Consider the following 16,775-nt stretch of genomic DNA (forward strand, 5'->3'; position numbering starts at 1 on the left):
GGCGGAAATATGTCAAAGTTGGCTATGGGCTCTTTCCACCAGTCGGCGCCAACCGCAGAGAAAGAGGCGAAGAGCCCGACTCGGCCATTGTGATTTTGTGCTGCATGCGCTCGCAGCACGAAAGTCGCTGCAAGTGCTTAGTTCGGGACGCTGCCATGCAGCGGCGAAACGAGCCATTCATGCCAACCGCAGCATGTACGCGGCGGGCAAGGATCAAGTCGCGGGACTTTGCTGCCATTGCCATTTCTGATCTAAAAGGCCGCTTTTTGCGGGTCGCGACAGCCGCGAAAATCAGCATAGGCGGCGCTATCATTTACGGCGCATATGATTGCCGCCTGTTTGATCTCCATAGCGTCCGACTATTCTGCCGCGATCTCTTCCCGCGTCGACAGGATGTTGCTGGTGTTGTCTTCGATCCAGTCTGCGAGCACGCGCACATGTTGCGCGACCTCTTCTCCCATCGGGGTCAGGCTGTATTCAACATGGGGCGGCACGACCTTGAAGTCCTGCCGATGCACGAAGCCATCCGCTTCCAATGTCTGAAGCGTCTGTGTCAGCATCCGGTCGCTGACCCCGCCGATCGTCCGCCTGAGCGCAGCAAAGCGGATCGTCCTTCCCTGAAGCGCAATCAGCGTCAGAACAGCCCAGCGGCCTGTGACATGCTTGAGGATACTGCGCGACGGGCATTGCTGCGCTTGCAGGTTCCCGATCAATTTGCCCGAACGAACGGCGTCACTGAGTTTCGGCATGGCGACCTCAAAATTTTATACTAACAAAAATGTATGTACTTACCTTTTGTAAGTAAAGGGCCTAGCTGTGCCGCATGGAAAGAAAAATGGAGAGATCTGTCATGACAATCGCAGTGACCGGCGCCACCGGCCAGCTTGGCCGCCTTGTTGCCGAGACCCTGAAAACCAAAACCGCGCCCGAGGGCCTCGTTGCTTTGGCTCGCAATCCCGATAAGGCTGCCGATCTGGGCGTGCCTGTCCGTGCTTTCGATTACGACGCCCCTGAAACGCTCGCCGCGTCTTTGGAAGGCGTTGAGACGCTGCTGCTGATCTCGGGCAGCGATATCGGTCGCCGCGTTCCTCAACATGCAGCGGTGATAGAAGCCGCCAAAGCTGCGGGTGTGAAGCACATTGTCTATACGAGCATGCTGAACGCACCGAACAGCACGCTGGGCCTTGCGCTGGAACACGTGGAGACAGAAAAACTTCTGGCCGCTTCTGGCATCGGCCATACCGTGCTGCGCAACGGTTGGTACACGGAAAACTACACCATGGGGCTGCCCGCGGCACTGGAACACAACGCATTAATCGGTGCGGCCGGGGATGGCCGGATATCTTCAGCCACGAGGCAGGACTACGCCGCCGCTGCTGCGGCTGTCCTGCTGGACACGAGCCTTCAAGGCAAGACCTACGAGCTCTCCGGTGACGACAGCTATACCCTGACCGATCTGGCCGCGACGCTGTCTGCCCAGGCGGGCAGGGACATCCCTTATGTCGATATGCCTGAGCCCGACTATGCGGCAGCGCTCACCGGCGCGGGCCTACCTGCCGAACTGGCTGGGTTCCTTGCCCATTGTGACGTCGAGGCGTCTAAGGGCGCGTTGTTTGATGAAGGAACGCAGCTTTCCACCCTGATCGGGCGCCCGACAACGCCACTCGCCTCGGCGGTAGCCACAGCCATCGGATAAAGCCTTTGTGCGGGGCGTCTATTCGCGCCCCGCCTCGAATTCTTGCGTTGCTTTCTGCGCGGCACTTAAGGGCTCCCTCCCTTGCTTCAACCAATGTCGGCTTTCGACGACCACCGGTCACCTGCGGACAGTGCAGTATCAGTCAAGAAGGGCTCAGAGCCGCCTAATGCTTCCGCGGCAACGATCACCATTGTGGGTCTCTAACACCGGCCCTTAGATCAGACGGTAGGATCGTCCTGTCAGCGCGGTGCTGATGATTGGGTGCGGAGGGAGGATCGGAGGGCATATCATGCCAAGAGTCCAACTTCCCGCAACCACCCCGAAACGCAGAGCCTGGAACAAGGGGCGGATCATCGGTCAGAAACGGCCCTTGCTGCCAAAACAGGTCTGGGCGATCCGTGCTCGGCTCGAATTGGCAGGTTATCTACGCGATCTGTCGCTGTTCAATGTCGCCATCGACAGCAAGCTTCGCGGCTGTGATCTCGTAAAATTGGCCGTGACTGACCTGGTAAAGGATGACCGTGTGCGAGAACGCGTGTCAGTCATCCAGAGCAAGACTAAGCGACCGGTGCAGTTTGAACTGACGGAAAACACACGTGAAACTGTCTTGGCGTGGGTCAAGTCACCCGAGATGTTTGCCTGCCGGTTTATGTTTCCCAGCCGCTTCCATGACCGGCCCCACATTTTAACTCGCCAGTATGGACGGTTGGTGCGTGATTGGGTCACAGCGATCGGGCTAGAGCCAAGCGGATACGGCACCCATTCACTACGCCGGACAAAGGCAGCGGAGATTTATCGAAAGACCGGCAACCTCCGTGCGGTCCAGTTGCTGCTGGGTCATACGAAGGTCGACAGTACAGTACGTTACCTTGGCGTTGAGCTCGAAGATGCGCTGAGCATCGCTGAGCGTATCGATATCTGAGCCACCTTGGCGAACGGTCCCCCCGTTCGCCATTTAAAAGCAGGTGTTTGTGCTCCATGCGGCGTTGGTCTGTGCTGAGCCCGACTCTGTCATTGCTTTTTCTCGCTGCGCGCGCTCGCAACATGGAGTTCGCTGCACCTGGCCATTATATGGCGCTGCACTACGGCGGCAATACCTGCCATTCGCTCGTCGCCTGCCGAAGATCAAGACGGCAAGGACCAAGCCGCCAGGCGAGGCGAGCGTTTGAAATCACAACTCCGAGAACCGCTTTTGGCTCTCCTCAGGCACAGCGGGAGACACCGCTGGTGATGCCAGTTGTTCGCTGCTGAGCAGCTGAACATAGGTTTAGACATGATAAGCTAATTTACTTGGCTGCGCGCTCCGGCTCTTGCTACTTTGAGCAAAGCGTTGCGGCAACAATAGGGCGACTCGTTTTGAGACCGCTTTCCTTGATCTCGTCAAGCCAGTTGAAGTTGGCTGGCCCACAGCAAGGCAAACAGCAACAGCGCAGCAGATACCGCACAGGCCACTGTACGCACCGAATTCCAGAAGGTCCAACGTGGCAGATAGATTTCTTCCCAGTAGGCCCGTGTTGCGTCAATCTGGGCATCCATCCCGGCCAATGCTTCATTCATCGGGACATTGAAAAGAACGGTCACGCCGAAACATCCTATAAAATAGATGACCCCAGCGAGCAGCATCAGCGTGCCAGGCTGACCGCCCAAAACCCAACCGCCGTAGCCCGCCATGAAGAGGGAAACAGGTGCGAGGCCGATGAACAGAGCCATGAAGATCCAGCGGAATACCTCTCGGTTGATGGATTGCATGGCTTCGACACCACCGGCACCGCTGGTGAGGGCGAGCGACCGCATCACAAAGTCGGAAAAGGCCAGAAAGGCGCCGCCGACGAGGGCATAGGCGAGAATGGCGAATTGGATCAGGAAAAAAGTCGTGGTGGACATGTCATTGGTTCCTTTTTCTCAGAGGAGGCAGGTGGCCCGCGCCACCCACCTCCAGGTGTGTGTGGTTAGGCGGCGCTTGGCCAAGCGCCAGCAGTTTTTGCGGTTTGGGCGAATTCCGTGAAGTCTCGTGGCTTGCGGCCCAGGGCCCGCTCAACCCCGTCCGCTGTATAGGCGTTGCGCCCGTCCAGCGTTTCGCGGGCGATTGCGGTGAAGACGTCGGCGACAAATGTGTCGCCAGAGGCTGCGACATTGGCGTGAAAGTCCTCAAACGTGATGGGCAGATGCTGGATGCGGCGTCCCAAGGTTGCGTTCAGGACCTCGGCCATCTCAGCGAAGGTCATCAGGCGTGGACCCGTGACTTCGTACCGTTTGCCTAGATGCCCGTCTTCGGTCAGCGCCGCGACAACCACGTCTGCGATATCGTCAATGTCGATGATCGGCTCTGCGATATCGCCGCCGGGCATGGGAAGGACACCACCCAGGATTGGGTCGCGTAAGTAGCCTTCTGAAAAGTTCTGCGCAAACCAGGCGGACCGCACGATCGTAAAGCCAAGACCCGAGTTGCGGATCACCTCTTCACCCATGCTAGCGAAGTGCTCGCCCCGACCGGACAACAGCACGATGTGCTGCAGGCCGGTGTCGCGGGCGACCTTTGCGAAAGCTTCCAGCTTTTCGATGGCGCCGGGGAAGGCTAGGTCGGGGAAGTAGGTGACATAGGCCTTTGAGACACCGGTCAGGATTTGGACCCACGTGTTTCGATCTTCCCAATCAAATAGGGTTTCGGATCGCCGTGCGCCGCGCCGGACAGAGACGCCTTTAGCTTCCAGTTTTGCTGCAACGCGAGAGCCGGTTTTGCCAGTGGCACCGATGACGAGGATAGGTTCGTTAGACATAGCTTTCTCCTGTGGTGAGCCGTGGGCCCACCCTGATTTCGTGGTTGCTGAAGTGCTGGTATGGTGGCTGCGGCCTTTAAAAGAACAGGGCCGCCGCCCATCCCATCGCGATCAAACAGAACAGCGACGTGACGTAGATGCGATAAAATTGGGTTTGCATGCCCCTGTGCGAGTACCTGCTACGGGGCGCATAGGGAGAGCGATGCATGGCTACGCACTCTCACGGACTTGGCCGACGAGGATCGACCAATCCATGCCCAAAGCGCCATAAACCTCGCCTGCCTGATTGCTGGCGTTGTCTGCCAGGATCTCAATCATCAGGCTCGCGCCATCGGCCACAACAACCCCGGCCTGGGTCAGCCGAACCAAAGCGGTTTCACGTTTGGTCATGTTGAAGGTGCCGCTGGCGTCAACGGCGACGTACGCCTCGAACCCTTCGCGCACGGCCTGCATAGCCGGGAAGGCAGCGCACACTTCAAGGGACAGACCCGCAAAGATCAGCTTGCTGCGTCCGGTCGCGCGAATGGCCTCTTCCACACTCGGATCGTCCCATGCATTGACGGTTGTCCGGTCGATAAAGGTCTGATCGGGCAAGGCCTCTTGCAGTTCGGGAATGGCAGGTCCCCAAAGCGTCTGGGACGAGGTGGTGGTCGTCACAATCGGCAAGTCAAGCGCCTTTGCAGCCTTTGCAAGGCCTACGATGTTGTGCTTGAGATCGGCGACGGAATAGTCTCGGATACCGGTCATCAGGCCGACCTGGTTGTCGACGAACACGACGGCGGCGTTGTCACGAGTCAGCGGTTCGGGGTTGAATACTGCGGTCATAAGTCTTCCTTTCTGGATAGGTCTTCAGTGGCGTTGATTTCAGTCAAGTGATCCGAGGCGACCGGAACGATAAGCCGCCTCGACTGCGTCAAGCTCTGCTGCGGTGCCCATTGCGTAGGGGCCGCGTTGGACAAAGGCCTGGCGAAGGGGGTGGCCCCGGAACAGAACGACATGAGCGCCCTCTTCCGAAGAAAATGAGATGTCGGAGGCATCAGCGAAGGCAATGGCCTTGCCGGGCTGCAAATCGGCCGAGCCTGTGTCCCACATCACGCGGGACGCGCCGTGAATGGCGAGGATCCATGCATGGTGGCCCTTGTCACCTTTATGAGTGAACCGGCCGCCAGCCTTTATGTCGATGTCAAGCAGCGTCAACGGGTTATCCGGTGCTATCGCCCCCTGAACGCCAGCCGCTTCACCAAGGACCAGCCGTGCTTTGGCCCGGTCACCCGCAAGCCTCGGGACATCTGCGGCAGAAACGTGAAAGGCGGAAGGTGCGTCATGCCGATGTGCAGCCGAAAGGTTTACGAAAACCTGCAATGCGTGGGTCCTGGCACCGGGGCGTGTTGCCTCATTGTGAAGGGCGCCGCGCGCCGCCTTGAACCAATAAAGATCGCCGGGCGCCAGATCGAGGTCATTACCAAGGGAATCCCGGTTTTGAAATGCCCCCTCACTGTCCTCGAACATAACCGTCACCGCAGACAACCCGGCATGGGCATGTGTCCCGAAGGTGGGCTGTGTCATGGTGAAGTGATCGACCATGATCAGCGGGTCCATAAGGCCCCAGAACTCTGAATGCTGATAGCTTTGTGCTTCAAAACCGTCGCCAATTCTAAGCGGACGGCCTACGCTTTGGGCATGGGTTTCGCAGGGGACGCCTGCGAGCGTGTCGATATGTTGCTTGGTCATGTCAGTCTCTCGCTCTTGTTGCATTGAGAATATGAGCGAGACGATGGCTCGAAAATCGGGTAAAATCAGAACCTACCGTTCTACTGGTGGAACGAAGGGGGCTCGCGATGGACTTAAATGATGCGTTCTACTTTGTTCAGGTCGTTGAAAAGGGGGGCTTTTCTGCCGCCGCGCGATCCATGAACATTCCCAAGTCCAGACTCAGCCGCCGGGTCAGGCAACTGGAGGATGACCTTGGCGTGCGCCTGTTGCAGCGTACATCGCGCGTTGTCATCGCGACCGACGTTGGCAAGGACTACTTCCGCCACGCTCAAGAAGCCCTGGCGCGGCTTGAGATGGCCGAAACGGCCGTTCGCCGCAAAAGCAACACAATAGAAGGGACCGTCACCGTGTCCTGTTCCGTGGGCATGGCGCAGTTCGGCCTCGATCAAGTCCTGCCCCATTTCTTGCAAGACAATCCCGGGGTCACCGTTGTCCAACGGACCTCCAACCAGATCGACGACCTTATCAAGGGTGGGATCGACGTTGCGATCCGGGGGCATATGGACACATTGCCAGATTCAAGCTTGATCCAGATAAAGCTCGCGCGGGTCGAATGGCACCTGTTCGGGTCACATGACTATCTCGACGCGTTGGGAGCGGTGCATGACCCCGCTGCACTGGCGAACCACCCTGCCTTGGTTCTCGGCCGCCCCCGAGACACACATCAGTGGCTGCTGACGGACGAAACAGGACAAACGGCTTCGGTGCCCTGTACTGTTCGGTTCGCGAGTGACGATATGTCGACGCTCAAGAATGCAGCAGCAGCGTCTTTGGGACTTGCTGCCCTGCCATCTTATGTCTGCAGAAAAGAGGTCGAGGCGGGAACACTGGTGCGCGCCTTGCGGTACTGGACCGCCGGCACCCCGCAGATCAGCCTCCTCATGCCGTCAAAGCGTGGAATGCTACCGGCGGTGGAGGCGTTTCTGGACTTCCTCAAACAACACCTGCCCGCCGTGCTGACAAATATTGACGCAAAACCCGAGTGACCGAAACTACGATTTGTGCCGCTCAGCAGCAACAGACGTGCTGCAGAAATAAAGTGATGCTGCGTCAGCGAAGGCCGAAAACCCAAGGTCGGCTACGTCCGCTCAACAGAAGTTTGGTAGTATTTTGTGTATGTCGGTTTCATTGCCTATACCTGACATTTCAATTGCGTTCGGCAACGGTGGTTGCGCCCTCCCGCAACCAGTGTCGGAAAAACATCATAACACCCCGTTCAGACCTCAATTGATCCCCCCGATCAATTGCCCAAAGGCACACAAACGGTAAAGCCCGCTTTTCCTTTTGCAAGGAGCCTGCTCTTTAAACCACCCACTTCCTGTGACAGATGACGGAGCGAATTGGTTCGGTTGATTGGACAACCGTCGGACATTTTTTCAGCCGACCGAGTGCACTGGAACCAGAGATATGCGACGATATTTATGCCGTGGCGGCCGCGTTCGACCGTGTGGGCGAAGCGCAATCTCTGTGGCTGCTCTGCTGCCAATTGCTAAGGCATTGAGAACGCGTCAGTAGATCGCTTCTTCCGGTTGGAGGTCATGAAATACGTCATCACTTGATGTCGATGACAGCGCCCTAGGCTGGCGCCTGATCAACCGGATTACCAGCGCAACCTGAAACGAAATCGCGTATGAAACGCTGGTTCGAAACCATGGTAACGATAGTTGGTACTTGCTTTTTGCTGGGCGAGGCGGGGAATTGGGCCGGAGCCGAATTCTCTGAAATTGCACGCCTCACAAAACATTTTCCCCAAGCAAAGGTATCGAGTTTCAGTTAGAACCCCCATTGAAGCCAATGTCTCGCGACATTCAATATACAGGACTTTCATTGCCAAGTGGACTAGCCCCTGCCGAACTGATCGCCATTCTGACTGCCGTGACTGATGATCAGCCGCGCGTCATGACCCTGCGTGGAGGCGATGCCTTGCCTTCCGGGCCGTTCGAGTCTTCTCATCGCAGCCTACAGAGTGGGTTGCGCGCTTGGATTGAGGCGCAGACAGGCCATCCGGTGGGCTATCTCGAGCAGCTCTATACCTTTGCAGATAAGGATCGTGATCCACGATCTGACAAGGTCACCACCTCGCAGCGTATTTCGATCAGCTATCTCGGGCTGGTGCGGGAACAAGATGCAGCCGGGGCCAGACGTCCGACGTGGCGCAGCTGGTATCGATACTTCCCGTGGGAGGATCACCGTGACCATAGCCCCAAGGAACTGCGAGGCATCACCAACCGTCTCCAAGCCTGGTCCCAGAGGGATCCGCTAAAGACCCAGCGTGTCGACTACCTGTTCGGTCTGAATGGAAAGACGTGGAATGAAGAGCTTGTTTTACAACGCTATGAATTGATGTACGAGGCCGGGTTGGTCGATGCAGCAGAATTCGGTGTGCCCATGGCAGGCGACAACCGTCGCATCCTCGCGACCGGGATTTCGCGCCTGCGGGCCAAGATCAAATACTCTCCGGTGGTGTTCGAACTTTTGCCCGAAAGCTTCACGCTGCTACAATTGCAGCGCACGGTTGAGGCGCTGTCTGGTCTGCGCCTGCATAAACCCAATTTCCGCCGCCAAATCGACCAGCAGGAACTGATTGAGGAAACCGGCGAGATATCCAGTGGCACCAGCGGCCGTCCGGCGCGTCTGTTCCGATATCGCCCAGCCATTCTTGAGGCCCGCATGCTGTCGGGCGCAAGATTACCTCTCTCCCGGCCCTGAATCTTCATTGACATAATCTCGAAGTGAGAATAATTGTCACTCCGATGTACTCGAATTGAGTATAAATGGAGAAACCAATGAGAGATTTTCGCCTTACGGATATCTATGACCGGGTTAAGCAGGTCATCCCGCGACCCGAATGGATGCTGTTCGAAGAGGATTTAGAAGCTATTCTCGAACTGAAGCGCGAGAAGAACGCGGTCATTCTGGCACATAACTATCAGACGCCGGAAATTTTCCACGGCGTGGCCGACATTGTGGGTGACAGCCTGGCCCTGGCCCGCGAGGCCATTGCAGTCGATGCTGATGTTGTTGTTATGGCAGGCGTGCATTTCATGGCCGAGACCGCCAAATTGCTGAACCCCGAGAAAACAGTGCTGATCCCCGATATGGGCGCGGGGTGTTCGCTGGCTGACTCCATCACGCCTGAGGATATCGCATTGCTGCGCCAAGCCCACCCTGGCGTACCGGTGATCACCTACGTCAACACATCGGCAGCGGTGAAGGCGGCATCGGATATCTGCTGCACCTCGGGCAACGCGGTGAAAGTGGTGGAGTCCCTCGGGGTGCCGCGAGTGCTGATGATACCTGATGAGTATTTGGCAAAGAACGTTGCCAAAGAAACGGATGTCGAACTGATCGCATGGCATGGGCATTGTGAGGTGCATGAGTTGTTCACACCCGATGACGTGCGCGCCATGCGTGAGGCATGGCCCGGAGTAACGGTGCTAGCCCACCCGGAGTGCCCACCTGACGTGGTCGCTGAGGCGGATTTCTCCGGCTCTACCGCTGTGATGTCGGATTTCGTGAGCGCCAAGAAACCGGCACGGGTTTGCCTGCTTACGGAATGCTCCATGAGCGACAATGTGGCGCTTAACCACCCGAACGTGGAATTCGTACGTCCTTGCAACCTGTGCCCTCACATGAAGCGTATCAGTCTGCGCAATATCCGCGAGGCGCTGGAATTTGGCCGCCACGAAGTCATGGTCGACCCGACCATCGCCGAAGATGCGCGCCGCTCGGTGGAACGGATGTTGGCAGTAAAATGATCCGGCTTGACGGGCTTCACGGCCATATTGCCATTGTTGGCGGTGGCCTTGCAGGTTTGATCGCTGCCCTGGAACTGGCACCGCAACCGGTCGTGTTGATCACCCGTTCAGGACTGGGGCAGGAATGTTCCAGTGTCTGGGCACAAGGAGGTATTGCCGCAGCGCTGAACGCGGATGATGATCCCGCGCAGCATTTGGTCGATACGTTGCAAGCTGGCGACGGGTTGTGCGACGAGGCTATCGCATCAGGCATTCTGTCCGAGGCACAAGAGGCGATCACAATGCTGGAAGGCTATGGTGTTCGTTTCGACAGGGCTGCTGATGGTGCATATGCCTTTGGGCGCGAGGCCGCGCATTTCCACCGCCGCATACTACATGTGGGTGGTGACCGCACCGGCGCCGAAATAATATCGGCTCTGACACGTGCAGCCCTGCAATGCCCGTCGATCACCTGTCTGACAGATGTCGAGGCGCGGCGGCTGTTGTCGGCTGACGGGCACGTCACCGGCATTCACGTTCAAAAAGGCCGTCAGGCTGAGGTTCTGCGCACGTCTCAGGTCATCATGGCGACAGGTGGTTGCGGCGGTTTGTTCGACGCCAGCACCAACCCATCGGGCAACTATGGGCAGGGTGTCATGATTGCTGCGCGCGCCGGGGCGGCTTTGCGCGACATGGAATTCGTGCAGTTTCATCCCACCGCGCTGGATACCCCGCAGAGGCCATTGCATTTGATCAGTGAAGCCGTGCGGGGTGAAGGCGCCATCCTTGTTGACCAAACCGGCAAGCGCTTTATGGCGCATGTTCCGGGGGCCGAACTGGCCCCACGTGATGTGGTCGCCCGTGCTGTGCATCGGGTCATCGCCGAAGGCGGGCGCGTGTTTCTGGATGCCCGTACAGCTCTTGGGGCCGATTTTGCTCGTCGTTTTCCCGGCATTCATGCAATATGTGCCGCGAACGGCATTGACGCGGGACGCGAACCGATCCCAGTACGCCCGGCGGCGCATTACCACATGGGCGGGGTCGCCGTTGACAAGAACGCCCGCAGCACCCTGACCGGCCTTTGGGCCATTGGTGAATGCGCGGGCACAGGTCTGCATGGCGCAAACCGCCTTGCAAGTAACTCGTTGCTCGAAGCCGTGGTGATGGGACGTCGCGCTGCACTGGACATCACTGGGTGTGAGGGACCCACCCTGAAGACGACCAATCTGTCTGATTGGCTACCCGATCCCGACCTTAGTTTAGTTCGGCCATTGGTTTCAAAACATCTGGGCGTAATCCGCAACGAAGCGGGACTACGCCGCGCTATCTCAGAATTGTTGCCCTTGGTTGAATCGGCGCAGCGCGATTCTGATCCAGCCCTTGTGGCGGTTTCTATCGCGATCTTTGCAGAACTTCGCCGTGAACCGCGCGGTGGACATTTTCGCAGCGATTTCCCCGACCGAAAGCCCACGGCGCAAGCTCAACATATGACCCTGGCGGAAATTCTTGCCCATGCAGGTTTGACCTGCCGAGAACCCCTTTTGAGGACTGCTTGAATCATGACCGACCTACCCCTAGCCTCGCTGCCCCGGACGATGCTGGAGCCCATAATCCGTCACGCACTTGATGAAGATCTGGGTCTCGCTGGCGATGTAACCTCAACGGCTGTTATTCCGGAGGATCACACCTCTGAAGTTGTGGCTCGTGCACGTCAAGCCGGATGCATTGCTGGTTTGGATTGTGCGGAACTGGCCTGTGCGTTGGTTGACCCAGCGATCAAGGTGACACGCCATGTCAACGATGGCGATTCCGTCACGTCCGGCGCGGTAATCGCAACTTTCCAAGGCCCGTCTCGCAGCCTTTTGATTGCAGAGCGTACCGCGCTCAACTTCATGGGGCATCTTTCTGGCATCGCCAGCGTAACGGCGGATCTGGTGCGCCGCGTTGAAGGTACAGCAGCAGCGATCAGCTGCACCCGCAAGACAACGCCGGGTCTACGCATACTCGAGAAATATGCCGTGCGAGCAGGCGGCGGCATGAACCATCGCTATTCGCTAAGTGACGCTGTGCTGATTAAGGATAACCATATTGCGATAGCGGGCGGTGTTGGCGCGGCTCTGACCCGGGCAAAACAGACCGTTGGCCATATGGTCAAGATCGAGATTGAGGTCGATACACTGAAACAGCTGGCACAGGTTCTCGAGATCGGTACTGATGCAGTACTGCTCGACAATATGGATCCGCCGACCCTGCACAAAGCAGTCGCCATGATTGATGGTCAGGCCATCGCCGAAGCCTCGGGCGGAATCACACCGGATAGCGTACGTGCGGTTGCGGAAACCGGGGTCGATCTGATTTCGATGGGCTGGATCACTCACAGTGCACCCTGTCTCGATATCGGCTTGGATTTCGTTGCAACGGTCAGTTCATCACCTTGATCCGGCTCAAAAAACTGATCTTGCAAACGCGCGAGTACTATCGTGAAGTCGATGTGGTGGAAAGTTCGATAACCAATCTGTCGAGGCGAGATTTCCGTTGCAGCGTCCAACACGGGTAATCCGACTCCCACAACCGAGGTGAAGGGTGCGAATGGCTGATTGTGCGCGATTTGATGTACGATCAGCAAAGCAGACTGGCGGTTAAGGGCCTAGAGTGCCGAATGCTGCACTTTCAAGAATACTCGCTATTCGCTCTCGGTCGTAAGCCGTTTAGTGAGGACGCCGATCAGGAAAAACGGCTATAACAAGAAACACGGCGCTCAACATCCAGGCTGTGGGTGTTGAGTAGAGCTCTGCGATGGCTCCGGCCAGGATCAGGCCCAAAGCTGCCCCGAGTTGCTGTATCAGCGATTTCAGTGACAGTATTGCAGATCGCTGACGGTCCTCTACGCAGCTATGCAGAATGCTGCTGGCGGGCGTCTCAGACACACCAAGCAGAACCGTATTCTGGAGAAGTGCACTTCGCTGCGAGAGGGCCGAACGATCTGGGCCGTGACTGACAGTAATCTAGGGCGCTGGATGCAGTGGTATTGCACGCCCGCCGAAGCCCGTCCGTCATTGGGCCTACCAAAGCGACGACGCGGCCCTCAAACAAGACTGCCGACTGTCTGCTGCATCAGGGGGTAACCGATCAACTTGTCCGTTGCTTGTAATAGGTGTCCTTGTGGACGATCAGGCCATCACGGTAGGTCAGGATGTCGACGCTCAAGAACTCTTCTTTTGTGCCATCCTTGTGCGTCGCGGTGCGGCGGTATTCGCAGTAGGCTTTGTTGCCGGAGATCGCGCAGTCCAGGGTTTCCCAATGCACGTTTTCGACTTTTTCGAAAAGTGCAGAAAATGCACCGCGGATCGTTTCGGCCCCTACCAGACGCACGCCATGTTCGTCCGGGCCGACGGCGTGGTCAAATGTGGCGTCGTCTGCGAAATGCTTCATCACAGTATCGATCTCATTGGCGTTGAAGGCGTCACCAACAGAGTCAACAATATCTCGGGTCAAAGCGGTCATGCGTTTGGTCCTTTTCCTTGAAGCATATTACATGTGTGTTTGAAGAAGGCGCTTGCCGGATCAACAAGCGCATTCAACTCGTCAAAATGATCGACGTCGGGCACGAAATAGAGGCCCATTTGGCGGTCTTGGGTCTCGTATTTTTCGACATACATGCGCGCCTGACGGTGGAATTCGTCCGTTTCTGCGCCGCCGACCACAACCAGTTGCGGTGCGTTTGTAACCGGGGGATGGTTGGTCATCGGGCTTTCCGCCTCGGCCTCTTCCGGGGTCATCCGGATACCGGAGTTGAGCGCCTGGGTCAGACGCACCGGTTCAAGGTAGCTGAGCGGTGAAACCGGGATGCCGGATTTGATCAGGTCCGCAGGAAGATCGTCACCGAAAGCGGGCCAGTTAGTCGCCATCATCATCTGTGTAATATGGCCGCCGGCCGAGTGGCCCATCACGGTGATACGGTCGGGGTTCAGGCCGAAGTCAGGCGCGTTGCGCCAGATAAATGCCATGGCTTCCCGGATTTCTTCGGAAATACGGGTGATGGTCACCGATGGACAAAGATCATAGCCGATGACCACAACATTGATCCCCGCAGCGACAAAGGGCGGAGCGATGAAGCTGTAGATCGACTTGTCGCCGCGTTGCCAATAGCCGCCATGCACATAAACCAGCGTCGGCGCGGTCGCGTCCGGGCAACGGAAGACATCCAGCTTTTGTTTCTCGCCGTCTCCATATCGGATATCGAGACTGCAATCAGTTGTGGCACGCGCAACCTCGCTGCTGCTGGTCCACGCGGGAATAACGGTGGCTTCATAGTCCGGTCGCCCGGCCCGAAGATTGTATTGCGCGTCGAACTCATCGGGGCTGAAACGGGTGTGATAGGTCAGATGATCGGTCATGACGTAGCCTCGGGTTGGGGCGCGGGGAAGAACGCGCCGCGGCAAAAGACAAGTGGGGGTACGGGCATGTGGGTATAATTAATGACGCGACCCAAGAGGATCTCATGATCGTCTGCGTCGACCCTGCCGTGAACCGTACACTCCAATTGCGCCGAAGCACCTGAGATCAGGGGTGTCGCTGTTCCGGGGGTCCATTCGGTGTCGGTAAACCGGTTTTCGACATCACTGGCGAAATGCATCGCAAGGTCCTTCTGGTTGGCCGACAGGATATTGACCGCAAAATGATCCGATTGCGACAACGTCGGGAAGACTCGGCCTGACTTTGCGACACAGACCGAGACCACCGGCGGCTGCAATGAGACAGAAGTGAAGGAATTGGCGGTCAGGCCCCATGGCTCTCCGTCCGCGTCATAGGTTGCTACGATGGTAACACCCGTCGGAAAGGCACCAAGCGCGCGACGGTAATCTCGGGTATCCATCACAACACCCCTTCGCTGGCAGAAGCTCTTTCCAGCACAGCCCATTCGTCGGGGTTTGTCCCGAATGGACGCATGACGTGATCCTGATAGGCAGGACGGTCCGTCAGCCTCTGATACCAGGCCTCGACATTGGGCAAGGGTGGGCGGTCGACGTCAACGTTGAAGTAACGATAGGCTACACATCCCAGCGGAATATCCGCCATAGTGAAACTGTCGCCGCAGACATAGGCTTTGTCCGCAAGGTGTTGATCCAGAATGGTCAGGGTTTCATGCGCTTCATCGCGCAGCTTGGCGATCTTTTCCGGGTCAAGCTGGTCGGGTTGCGTCCGCACCGTGGCGAAGAACAGATAGATCACAGGCCCAAATGCGCGGCTGGCCGACCACTCCATCCACTGATCTGCAATCGCGCGGGTCTGGATGTCGGCGGGGCTAAGCGTGCCTGCCCCGTAGCGATCGCAAAGATAGCGCACAATGGCCAGGCTTTCCCACAGTGCAAAATCCCCATCGCGGATCGCCGGGATCATCTTGTTGGGATTGATCTGCGCATACATGTCGGTGTCGAGCTTGCCAAAGCTGCCTCCGGCAAGTTGCAGGGTATAGTCCAATCCCAATTCATTCGCCGCCCAGATCACCGGAATGACATTCGATGAATAGGGGCGCCCCCAGATCTCAAGCATGTTCCAGCATCCTTTTCTGCGCGATGGATTGCGTGCCGAATCTCGGAACAACATGTTCGAACAGACGATGCCAGCTGGCGAGGATCTTTTCGTAAGGCACGCCGGTGTATTGCTGCATCAGCATGAGATGATCGAGGCCGATGGTTTCCTGCCGCTCGGCAAAGCGATCCGCGACATATTCGGCGTCGCCTACCACGATGATCCCGCGTTTGTTGAGAAAGTCGAACCAGTCCATCTCCTCATCTTCTGGGGTCATGTCTTCGCCGACATCCAGATAGCCATGCTTGGTCCATTCCCCCTTGGGGCGCGACCCGCCCAGGAATTCGTAATAGGCATTGATCGGGCCACGGATCGTGTTCACCGCTTCTTCCATGCTTTCACCAACATAAAAAGCCGTGCAGACACCGACACCTTCGCCAAGCTTTACATCGCGTCCCTCGCGTATTGACAGGGCCTGACGGTAGGGTTCCCAACAGGCCATCGTCGCCTTGGGGCCGGCAGCCATCGAGATCACACCCCAGCCTCGCTCTCCGGCCAGTTCGAACGTGGGCGGGGCATTCGACATCAGCCAGACGGGCGGATGTGGGTTGGAATAAGGGCGCGGATGCACATACATCGCTTTGTATTCGCCATCCTCGTCATGATAACGCGGGTCCAGAGGGTTAAAAAACCGGTTGGTTTCTTTCCAGCCGGGAACCGGGAATTGGTAGAACTCACCGTGATGGGTGAAGGCCTCATTGGTCCAGGCTTTCAGGATGATCTCCAGACTCTCCTGATATAAACGCATGACCTTGGCATTGTCGCGCCGGTCCGCATCCTTATTGAATTGCAAGGTCGAACGTTCGTTGATGCCTTTGGCAACCCCGAAATCGAACCGGCCCCGCGTCATGTTATCAAGCATGGCCGCATCCTCGGCCACCCGCAGCGGATGCCAGTCCGGCAGGATGATAGGGGCGGTTCCTACACGTAGCTTTTTGCAATGCGCCGCCACATGGGTTCCCATTTGGATCGGATTGGGCGGAGCATTCATATATCCGTTATGAGCAAAGTGATGCTCGGTGAACCATGCTGTCGTGAACCCTGACTGCTCTGCCAGCGAGCACTGTTCGAGGATCATCTCCAAAGTCCGGGTCCAGGGAATCGTCTCTCCTGGGCTGAAATTCGCAATCAAATCAAAGCGCATAGCATTCTCCCGGCTGATAGAAAATCAGTTGATTTTTTGCACTATTTTCAACTAGC

Annotated in this window: 17 protein-coding genes; 7 read left to right on the forward strand and 10 right to left on the reverse strand. The window is 57.4% G+C overall.

All coding sequences use genetic code 11. The features are described from left to right. Positions 1–359 precede the first annotated feature (359 nt). Positions 360–749 carry a winged helix-turn-helix transcriptional regulator gene (locus tag AC2FGE_RS17350; RefSeq protein ID WP_496820509.1) on the reverse strand — a complete coding sequence of 130 codons (390 nt, stop codon included), beginning with the start codon at positions 747–749 and terminating at the stop codon, positions 360–362. A 101-nt stretch (positions 750–850) separates the two neighbouring features. Here AC2FGE_RS17350 and AC2FGE_RS17355 point away from each other — a divergent pair, with 101 nt between their 5' ends. Further along, positions 851–1,696 carry an SDR family oxidoreductase gene (locus tag AC2FGE_RS17355; RefSeq protein WP_496820510.1) on the forward strand — a complete coding sequence of 282 codons (846 nt, stop codon included), beginning with the start codon at positions 851–853 and terminating at the stop codon, positions 1,694–1,696. Between the two features lie 289 nt (positions 1,697–1,985). Beyond that, positions 1,986–2,618: a tyrosine-type recombinase/integrase gene (locus tag AC2FGE_RS17360; protein WP_496820512.1), complete on the forward strand. Its 633-nt coding sequence runs from the start codon at positions 1,986–1,988 to the stop codon at positions 2,616–2,618. Between the two features lie 458 nt (positions 2,619–3,076). Here AC2FGE_RS17360 and AC2FGE_RS17365 read toward each other — a convergent pair whose 3' ends face one another. The 4 genes from AC2FGE_RS17365 to AC2FGE_RS17380 all read right to left on the reverse strand — a co-directional run bounded on the left by AC2FGE_RS17365 (position 3,077) and on the right by AC2FGE_RS17380 (position 6,204). After that, positions 3,077–3,580, reverse strand: coding sequence for an anthrone oxygenase family protein (locus AC2FGE_RS17365; RefSeq protein ID WP_496820513.1), 504 nt, complete (start codon positions 3,578–3,580; stop codon positions 3,077–3,079). A gap of 65 nt (positions 3,581–3,645) precedes the next feature. Next, positions 3,646–4,473, reverse strand: a complete 828-nt coding sequence (locus AC2FGE_RS17370) for a Rossmann-fold NAD(P)-binding domain-containing protein (RefSeq protein ID WP_496820514.1) — start codon at positions 4,471–4,473, stop codon at positions 3,646–3,648. A 210-nt stretch (positions 4,474–4,683) separates the two neighbouring features. Continuing rightward, on the reverse strand, positions 4,684–5,298 hold the full coding sequence (locus tag AC2FGE_RS17375; protein ID WP_496820515.1) for an isochorismatase family protein: 615 nt from the start codon (positions 5,296–5,298) through the stop codon (positions 4,684–4,686). Between the two features lie 39 nt (positions 5,299–5,337). Continuing rightward, complete coding sequence (locus tag AC2FGE_RS17380) at positions 5,338–6,204, reverse strand: pirin family protein (protein WP_496820516.1); 867 nt, start codon at positions 6,202–6,204, stop codon at positions 5,338–5,340. A gap of 107 nt (positions 6,205–6,311) precedes the next feature. On the opposite strand from AC2FGE_RS17380, the gene AC2FGE_RS17385 reads away from it, so the two are divergent. From AC2FGE_RS17385 to nadC, 5 genes are all read left to right on the forward strand, one after another. After that, positions 6,312–7,232, forward strand: a complete 921-nt coding sequence (locus tag AC2FGE_RS17385; RefSeq protein ID WP_496820517.1) for a LysR substrate-binding domain-containing protein — start codon at positions 6,312–6,314, stop codon at positions 7,230–7,232. Between the two features lie 808 nt (positions 7,233–8,040). Further along, positions 8,041–8,955: an NUDIX hydrolase gene (locus AC2FGE_RS17390; protein WP_496820518.1), complete on the forward strand. Its 915-nt coding sequence runs from the start codon at positions 8,041–8,043 to the stop codon at positions 8,953–8,955. Between the two features lie 77 nt (positions 8,956–9,032). Further along, positions 9,033–10,004 carry a quinolinate synthase NadA gene (nadA, locus tag AC2FGE_RS17395; protein WP_496820520.1) on the forward strand — a complete coding sequence of 324 codons (972 nt, stop codon included), beginning with the start codon at positions 9,033–9,035 and terminating at the stop codon, positions 10,002–10,004. Further along, positions 10,001–11,539, forward strand: coding sequence for an L-aspartate oxidase (locus tag AC2FGE_RS17400; RefSeq protein WP_496820522.1), 1,539 nt, complete (start codon positions 10,001–10,003; stop codon positions 11,537–11,539). Before nadA ends, AC2FGE_RS17400 begins: the two co-directional genes overlap by 4 nt. A gap of 3 nt (positions 11,540–11,542) precedes the next feature. After that, positions 11,543–12,421, forward strand: coding sequence for a carboxylating nicotinate-nucleotide diphosphorylase (gene nadC, locus AC2FGE_RS17405; RefSeq protein ID WP_496820523.1), 879 nt, complete (start codon positions 11,543–11,545; stop codon positions 12,419–12,421). A 691-nt stretch (positions 12,422–13,112) separates the two neighbouring features. On the opposite strand, the gene AC2FGE_RS17410 is transcribed toward nadC, so the two are convergent. The 5 genes from AC2FGE_RS17410 to AC2FGE_RS17430 are packed head-to-tail and all read right to left on the reverse strand — an operon-like array spanning position 13,113 to position 16,719. Beyond that, entirely contained in the window at positions 13,113–13,487 is a 375-nt protein-coding gene (locus tag AC2FGE_RS17410; protein ID WP_496820524.1) for a nuclear transport factor 2 family protein, read from the reverse strand. After that, on the reverse strand, positions 13,484–14,380 hold the full coding sequence (locus tag AC2FGE_RS17415) for an alpha/beta hydrolase (RefSeq protein ID WP_496820525.1): 897 nt from the start codon (positions 14,378–14,380) through the stop codon (positions 13,484–13,486). The genes AC2FGE_RS17410 and AC2FGE_RS17415 overlap by 4 nt, the downstream gene beginning before the upstream one ends. Beyond that, the gene (locus AC2FGE_RS17420) at positions 14,377–14,859 is read right to left on the reverse strand and encodes a flavin reductase family protein (RefSeq protein ID WP_496820526.1); all 483 of its coding nucleotides are present in this window, start codon (positions 14,857–14,859) and stop codon (positions 14,377–14,379) included. Before AC2FGE_RS17420 ends, AC2FGE_RS17415 begins: the two co-directional genes overlap by 4 nt. Next, complete coding sequence (locus AC2FGE_RS17425) at positions 14,859–15,536, reverse strand: glutathione S-transferase family protein (protein ID WP_496820527.1); 678 nt, start codon at positions 15,534–15,536, stop codon at positions 14,859–14,861. Before AC2FGE_RS17425 ends, AC2FGE_RS17420 begins: the two co-directional genes overlap by 1 nt. Further along, positions 15,529–16,719 carry an LLM class flavin-dependent oxidoreductase gene (locus AC2FGE_RS17430; RefSeq protein ID WP_496820529.1) on the reverse strand — a complete coding sequence of 397 codons (1,191 nt, stop codon included), beginning with the start codon at positions 16,717–16,719 and terminating at the stop codon, positions 15,529–15,531. The genes AC2FGE_RS17425 and AC2FGE_RS17430 overlap by 8 nt, the downstream gene beginning before the upstream one ends. Positions 16,720–16,775 lie beyond the last annotated feature (56 nt).

It is taken from the genome of Ruegeria sp. YTSA075, from assembly GCF_059610245.1.